The organism is Gammaproteobacteria bacterium (genome assembly GCA_022450155.1).
GTDB lineage: Bacteria > Pseudomonadota > Gammaproteobacteria > Arenicellales > UBA868 > REDSEA-S09-B13.
The window spans coordinates 1-6,427 of the sequence record JAKUQR010000046.1 but is presented as its reverse complement, the minus strand read 5'-3'; the positions used below and the strand labels follow the sequence as shown (position 1 = coordinate 6,427).

Genomic DNA, 6,427 nt, shown 5'->3' with positions numbered 1-6,427 from the left:
TGGGTACACAAAACAGCTAATATTCTTAACTCTCTGCCCAAAAGCTCACAGCCTAAAGCTAAAGAGGCGATACATGAAATCTGGCAGGCAGAGACTAAAATCAATGCAGAGAAAGCCTTTGAACTCTTCATTGAAACCTATCAGGACAAATACCCAAAGGCCACCCTTTCGCTCCAGAAAGATCGTGAAGAGTTACTGGCCTTTTATGATTTTCCTGCCAAACACTGGCAGAGTATACGAACCAGCAACCCGATTGAATCCACCTTTGGTACCATAAGGCACAGAACCAAAAGATCAAAGGGCTGTCTCAATCGTGAAGGGATGCTGCACATGATGTTTAAGCTGGGACAATGTGCAGAAAAGAATTGGAGAAAGTTACGTGGCTTTGATTACCTGGCAAAGGTGATTGAAGGTGTACAATTCTCTGATGGAATCGAGGTGATTCCTGAAATCCGGATTGCCGCTTGATTTTTAACTCAAACACCACTTTTGACAATAACTCGTGGTCCACTCACCAAGGGTGTTTTATGACCGGGGACAAACTATACACCACAATAACACGATTAGCCGGAGGAGCGGTGCCGTACAGGACGCACCAATGCCGCCGGTGTAGCAAAAACCTGCCGGGTACCGGATAGGAACAACTGCTGTGTCTGGCAAGAAAATCGTCTAAATCTATTGAGAATTCAATTAGTGGGGTATCCACTTCGCTCACCTTGCGTCATGCCTTGCCCTCAGATTTTTTGCTGATAATTTCCTTGTATGGCACAGGTGCTACGCATACAGCTTGACTCAACAGCCGATAAAACAAAAGTCAACGTACTCTTGACGTTCTCCGGTTGAAGCGAAAGGTGTATTCATCCAAATAATAATCCAAATGTTCTGCCCGCACGGCCCCTTGGTGTGTGCCAAGAAGCCATCGTTTTAATAATGAGGCAACCCTGTGGACGTCTGGCAAATTAATATGGGCAGGATCACCGCCCGCGGATATGTTGATTTTATTATGCACGCAGCCCAATTGTTCCAACCCGTTGTAACCGCTCCAACTATCTGTGACAACCTCAGAACCCGGGGCAACCACATTGCATACAAAAGGAATCAGACTCTCACTGCTGACATCCGGAATGCGCTGCATTCTCACACGTCCAAATCCTTTGGGGTCAAAAACTTCGCGGGCCACCACAACTATCGTTTTCTTTCCAGCCCCCCGCCCGCGTCTTCCACCTTTGTCTTTGCCTCCGACAAGAGTTTCGTCCACCTCGACAGTGCCGCCAAGAGGTTATCGCTCAGGCCGAACCATGGCACGACACATTTTATGAAGCCAACTCCAAGCGGTTTGATGGCTGTTCAAGCCAAGAACACGCTTGAGCCCCAATGTGCTTCCCCCCAACTTTTGACTCGTTACATACCATGCAGCCTGAAACCACAGCTTGAGAGGTTTCCTCGTGCCATGGAAAATTGTGCCCGCGACAACTGAAACATCATTGTGACATTCGACACAACGAATAAGACCCGAACTCATTTGCCAGGCTTTTCGGCCCTTGCATTTTGGACAAACAAAGCCATCTGGCCATCGAAGACGCTGCAAACAATCAAGACAGGCTTGCTCAGTCGCAAACCACTGGTCAAATTCTTGCAATGTGCGGGGGTAGTTAATGCCACCGACTGGATGAGAACCGTGATGTCCATTCATCCAGTATAACATTAGGGGAGCCAAATGGATATTCAACTTCAATTATACTCCGGCGTGATCTGCTCATGCAGGCCGCACCAGGCACAGCAGGCTGGTACTGCGTGGACGCGATGAAGACCAAAACCGGACGTACCCCCACAGCGTTACTTGCACGGCGCAAGCCGATTGTGATGGAAGCGAAGATCGACCGCGTCATTACCCGGCCGTATCTGCCGTCCAGTGAAGAACGTATCCGCAAGGTCATCAATCGGGTGCTGAGTCTGGATGAGGAGCAGGCAGGTACGATGCTGGAAACCCTCCTGCAGGAGTTCTCCCACCGTCACCGCTACTTCAGGGAAAGCCTGGAGAGAAATTTTGAACGGGTGGTTGACTTTGTGCCGGATGATGTTCAGATATCGAAGCAACGGCGGCATCTGATCGGCGCGTATTTTACCGCGGAATACTCGGTGGAGGCGGCGGCATTGTTCAATCCTTCTATCGTTCAGGTTCCGAACCAGGAGCCGGATCCCGAAGGCTCCTGCCGATTTGTTATGAGCTTCCGTTCCACCGGTGAAGGCCACATCTCCTCCATCGAGTTTCGCAGTGGGTTTATCGATAGCAACAACGATATCTACTTCGATGCCTTGAGCAACTACGTAGAAGCCCCGGAAATCTATTCCAATCCCAGCTACGACCAGCACCTTTTCCGGCTGAAACTCCAGGAGATGGGGACAAGTAATGTGGTAACGCACCAGCTCCTCAACAGGCTGGAGGACAGCTTCACCTTCAACGATCTGCTGGGCAAGATCGCCGAACTCCAGAACAATGGCGAGTTCTTGCCACAGGAGAAGACGGATGCCATTGACATGGCTATGTGGCTGGCACAATCAAACTACCAGATTTGCTTTCGCAAGGATCATCCGATTTCCGAGCGGGTGATCTTTCCGGTATCGGAATCCGAACGCAAGGGGATCGAGGATGCCCGTTTCGTGCGGTTCGTCGATGATGACGGCACGGTGACCTACTATGCCACTTATACCGCGTATAATGGAGAAACAATCCTGCCACAACTCATTCAGACCTCCGACTTCATCTCGTTCAAGGTCATTACGCTGAACGGAGCCCAGGTGCAGGGTAAGGGGATGGCTCTGTTCCCGAGAAAGATCCAGGGTAAATACGTGATGCTGTCACGCCAGGATGGCGAGAACAATGCCATCATGTTCTCGGACAATCTGCATTTCTGGCAGCAGGCCCAAATTCTGCAGGAACCAGAGTTCCCTTACGAATTCCTGCAGATGGGCAACAGCGGCTCACCCATCGAGACGCCACAGGGTTGGCTGGTAGTGATCCACGGGGTTGGCCCGCTGCGGACCTACAGCCTCGGCATCGAGTTGCTGGACCTCGAGGATCCGACCCGCATCATAGGCCGGATTGACGAGCCGATCCTGGTACCGAATGCACATGAGCGGGAGGGGTACGTCCCAAACGTGGTTTATAGTTGCGGCGCGCTCATCCACCAGGATGAATTGATCATCCCGTACGCCTCGGGCGACCAGCGCTGCAGCATAGCAACGCTGCAGGTACCACAGTTGATAGCCAGGCTGACAAGGAATTCCAGTGATTCTGTCCCGATGACAGCGGGATAATCGCGAGCAAGCTCGCTCCTACAGAGCGTCAAGCCGGGTCAGGATCTTGTCCCGGTGTAACCTGATCCCAGCCACGGTGGTTGTAGACGGCGAGCAGCGCCATGAGCCAGCAAAGAGTGGATTCCGCGCCCTGATTTTCATTCGCACCCTGTGCTTCCAGTCCGTCCCGGCAGCCCCCGGTAGCGTAATCGCAGAGCGGAACCTGCAGGTCGTTCTCTCCCTGGTACCAGTTGAGGCACTGGTTAGCATAAGCGATCCATTGCTCATCCCGTGTGCAGTTGAAGGCCTCAATGCAGGCATCCACCATCGCGGCGGCTTCAATGGGTTGTTGATCGAATCGTGCCTTTTCGCCGTGCCGGGTTAACCAGCCGTGGTTGCCGATGGGGGCGAAGTGGCGGCCCTTCTCATCGGTCTGAACCTGCTTCAACCAATCAAGGGTGCACAGACCCATCTCCAGCATCTCGCGGTCGGGAAGCCACTGCCCGGACAGTAGCAAAGCCTGTGGCAGCCGGGCGTTGTCGTAGGTCACGATATCTTCACACCAGGGCCAGTTTTTGGTGGCGAAATCCCTGAACTGCTGCATGAGCCGATCCGAGAGGATCTTACGCATTTTTCTCACGTGGCTGTCCCCGCTGTAACGGGACAGGTAGGCATGAATGCCAATGATGGTGAAGGCGACCGCCCGCGGGGAGGTAAAATGTTCCACGGCATCCAGCGCACGATGGAACAGGTCGACCGCAAAAACCACCTCTCCCGCATCCCGACCCAAACCCACAGTAACACCCAGTCCCCACACTGCTCGACCGTGAGAGTCCTCCGAGCCTGTTTCCTCGAGCCAGCGACGATCATAGGACATGAAGTTGCGGAAGCGGCCGGTCTGAGCATTGAAGGCATAGCGCAGAAAACTCAGATAGATGGCCGCAAGGTTGCTCAGTGGTGAATCCAGAGGCTGGAGGTCCCGTAGCGTGACGACGACGATCAACGCGCGGGTATTATCGTCCACGCAATAGCCGTGTGCCCGATCCGGCACCGTGTGCTTGGCGTGTTGCAACATACCTGTGTCATCGGTCATTCGGCGTAAATGTTCCAGCTTGATCTCCGGTAGCCGTTGCTGGCGGTGTCCGAGGGTCTCCAGTCGGTGCTCGGGTACGTTGTTCCGCAATCGCAGTCGTTTGGCTTCTGCGAAGGTGTCCAGATAGCGGCTGCCTACATTACTCCAGACCATTTTGCGACCGTAGTTGTAGGCCCTCTCCTGGATGGCGCGACACTCATCAGGATGATCCAGGAGGTCGATGACTTCCCGTGTCAGAGCGGATGGATCCCGGAATGGAACCAGTCTGCCCCGATCATCGGCGAGCAATTCCTGGGCGTGCCAGTAGGGCGTGGATATCACCGCTTTACCCATCCCAAGCGTATACGCGAGCGTACCGGAAATAATCTGCGCCTCGTTCGTGTACGGAGTGACATAAATATCTGCCGCACAGACAAATTCCAACAGGTCTTCGTCGGCAACGAAACGGTCATGAAAAACGATGTAGTCCGAAACACCGAGTTCTTTCGCGCGCAGGTAAAGGCTGTTTCTGTAATCTTCTCCCTGTTCCATCTTAAGGTGCGGATGGGTGGCGCCTACCACCATATAAATGACCTGCGGGTGGGCCTTTACGATCTCCGGCAGGGCATCAATGACCATCTCAATACCCTTGTCCGGCGAAAGCAGACCGAAGGTCAGGATGATCTTCTTGTCGGATACGCCGAACTTGTCCTTGTAGGCATCAGCTTCGACAAACGGCACGTCAGGAATGCCGTGGTGTATGAGGACGATTTTCTCCTCCGGAATCTGGTAGATATCGCGCAGGAATTCAACTGAGCGTTCGCTCATCACCACCAGCCGGTCCGAGAACTCGGCAAGTTGCATAATGATGTGTCGATCCTGAAGGTTCGGATCCTTCAGGATTGTGTGCAGAGTCGTCACGACCGGTATATTGAGATCACGCAACAGATCGATGATAAAGCTGCCCCGCTTGCCACCGAAAATACCGTATTCATGCTGGAGACAGACCGCATCCACCTGGCTAAGGTTGAGCAGGTCGGCCACCATGCCATAATCGTTCAGTTGGTTCTGGTTGATTTCGAACCGCACCGGAGGCGGATAAGGATAACCTTCGGGCCGGTCGTTCATCGCGATCGCCCAACAGTCTTTATTCGGTGCATTCAACGCGATTGATTCGAGCAGGTGGGTGGTGAATGTGGCTATTCCACATTGCCTGGGGAGGTGGCTGCCGATAAAGGCGATGGACTTGAGGGCCTCCCATTCAGGTCTTGAGTCTGTTGTGCCGAAGTTATTCATAGACGCCTTTTGTAGTCGGATTGAATCATATAGCCTCAACTTTAGAACGTGTAAAGAAATTTAGGTTTATAGTATTTGAGGGAAGATTGTCTTAGATATTTCTTCTGACTTTGAGGTAGGGTATAGTTTGGTACAAATAGTTTACAAAAAGTTTGGGTAAAAACCCTCATTAATTTTACCATTATTTTACATTGAGTAGCAAGAAAGAACATCAAGGACTTCTACTTACCTGTTATGCACTTTGGGGAGGTGATGGACTGTCGGGTCGGACAAGTCCTCCACTCCACTCAATGACAGGATCAACCGCATGCCACGCCCAGCCTACCCCAGTGATGTCACCGACGAAGAATAGCTGTTCGTCTCGCCCTGCCTGACGCTGATGCGCGAAGACGCCCCGCAGCGCGGGCATGACCTGCGCGAGGTCTTCAACGGTCTGCGCCGGGTTATCAGGACGGGCGCCCAGTGGCGCATGATGCCCAACGACCTGCCGCCCTGGCACACGGTGTGTCAGCAGTCGCGGCGCTGGCTCAAGGCCGGGGTGTTCGAGGCGATGGCCCACGGCCTGCGGGCGCTGCTGCTGCTTGGAAGCGTGATTGGCCCGCAACGACGGAGGCGAACTAAGGAAGGTTAACCGACTATCAGACTTTCACCGAAAAGCGGAGCGTCGTCGGCTGGGCTGAACCTTTTGGCGGGTGTTCAAAAGGAACCAAAAAAAGCACTGGCAGACATACTCCCGGAAGGGCAGGAGTCCGGCCCTTCCCC

General features: G+C 53.2%; 3 protein-coding genes and 2 pseudogenes. 3 read left to right on the top strand and 2 right to left on the bottom strand.

The genetic code is table 11. The features are described 5' to 3' along the window. A partial coding sequence (locus MK323_14735) for a transposase (protein ID MCH2483400.1) occupies positions 1-468 on the top strand: 468 nt, incomplete at its 5' end. 253 nt (positions 469-721) lie between these two features. On the opposite strand, the pseudogene MK323_14730 reads toward MK323_14735, so the two are convergent. After that, a pseudogene (locus MK323_14730) lies at positions 722-1,689 on the bottom strand (IS1595 family transposase). Between the two features lie 114 nt (positions 1,690-1,803). Here MK323_14730 and MK323_14725 point away from each other — a divergent pair. Further along, entirely contained in the window at positions 1,804-3,318 is a 1,515-nt protein-coding gene (locus MK323_14725) for a glycoside hydrolase family 130 protein (protein MCH2483399.1), read from the top strand. Between the two features lie 28 nt (positions 3,319-3,346). Here MK323_14725 and MK323_14720 read toward each other — a convergent pair whose 3' ends face one another. Next, entirely contained in the window at positions 3,347-5,665 is a 2,319-nt protein-coding gene (locus MK323_14720; protein ID MCH2483398.1) for a glycosyltransferase family 4 protein, read from the bottom strand. Positions 5,666-6,017: 352 nt separating this feature from the next. On the opposite strand from MK323_14720, the pseudogene MK323_14715 reads away from it, so the two are divergent. After that, positions 6,018-6,242: pseudogene (locus MK323_14715) on the top strand (transposase). Positions 6,243-6,427: the final 185 nt, after the last annotated feature.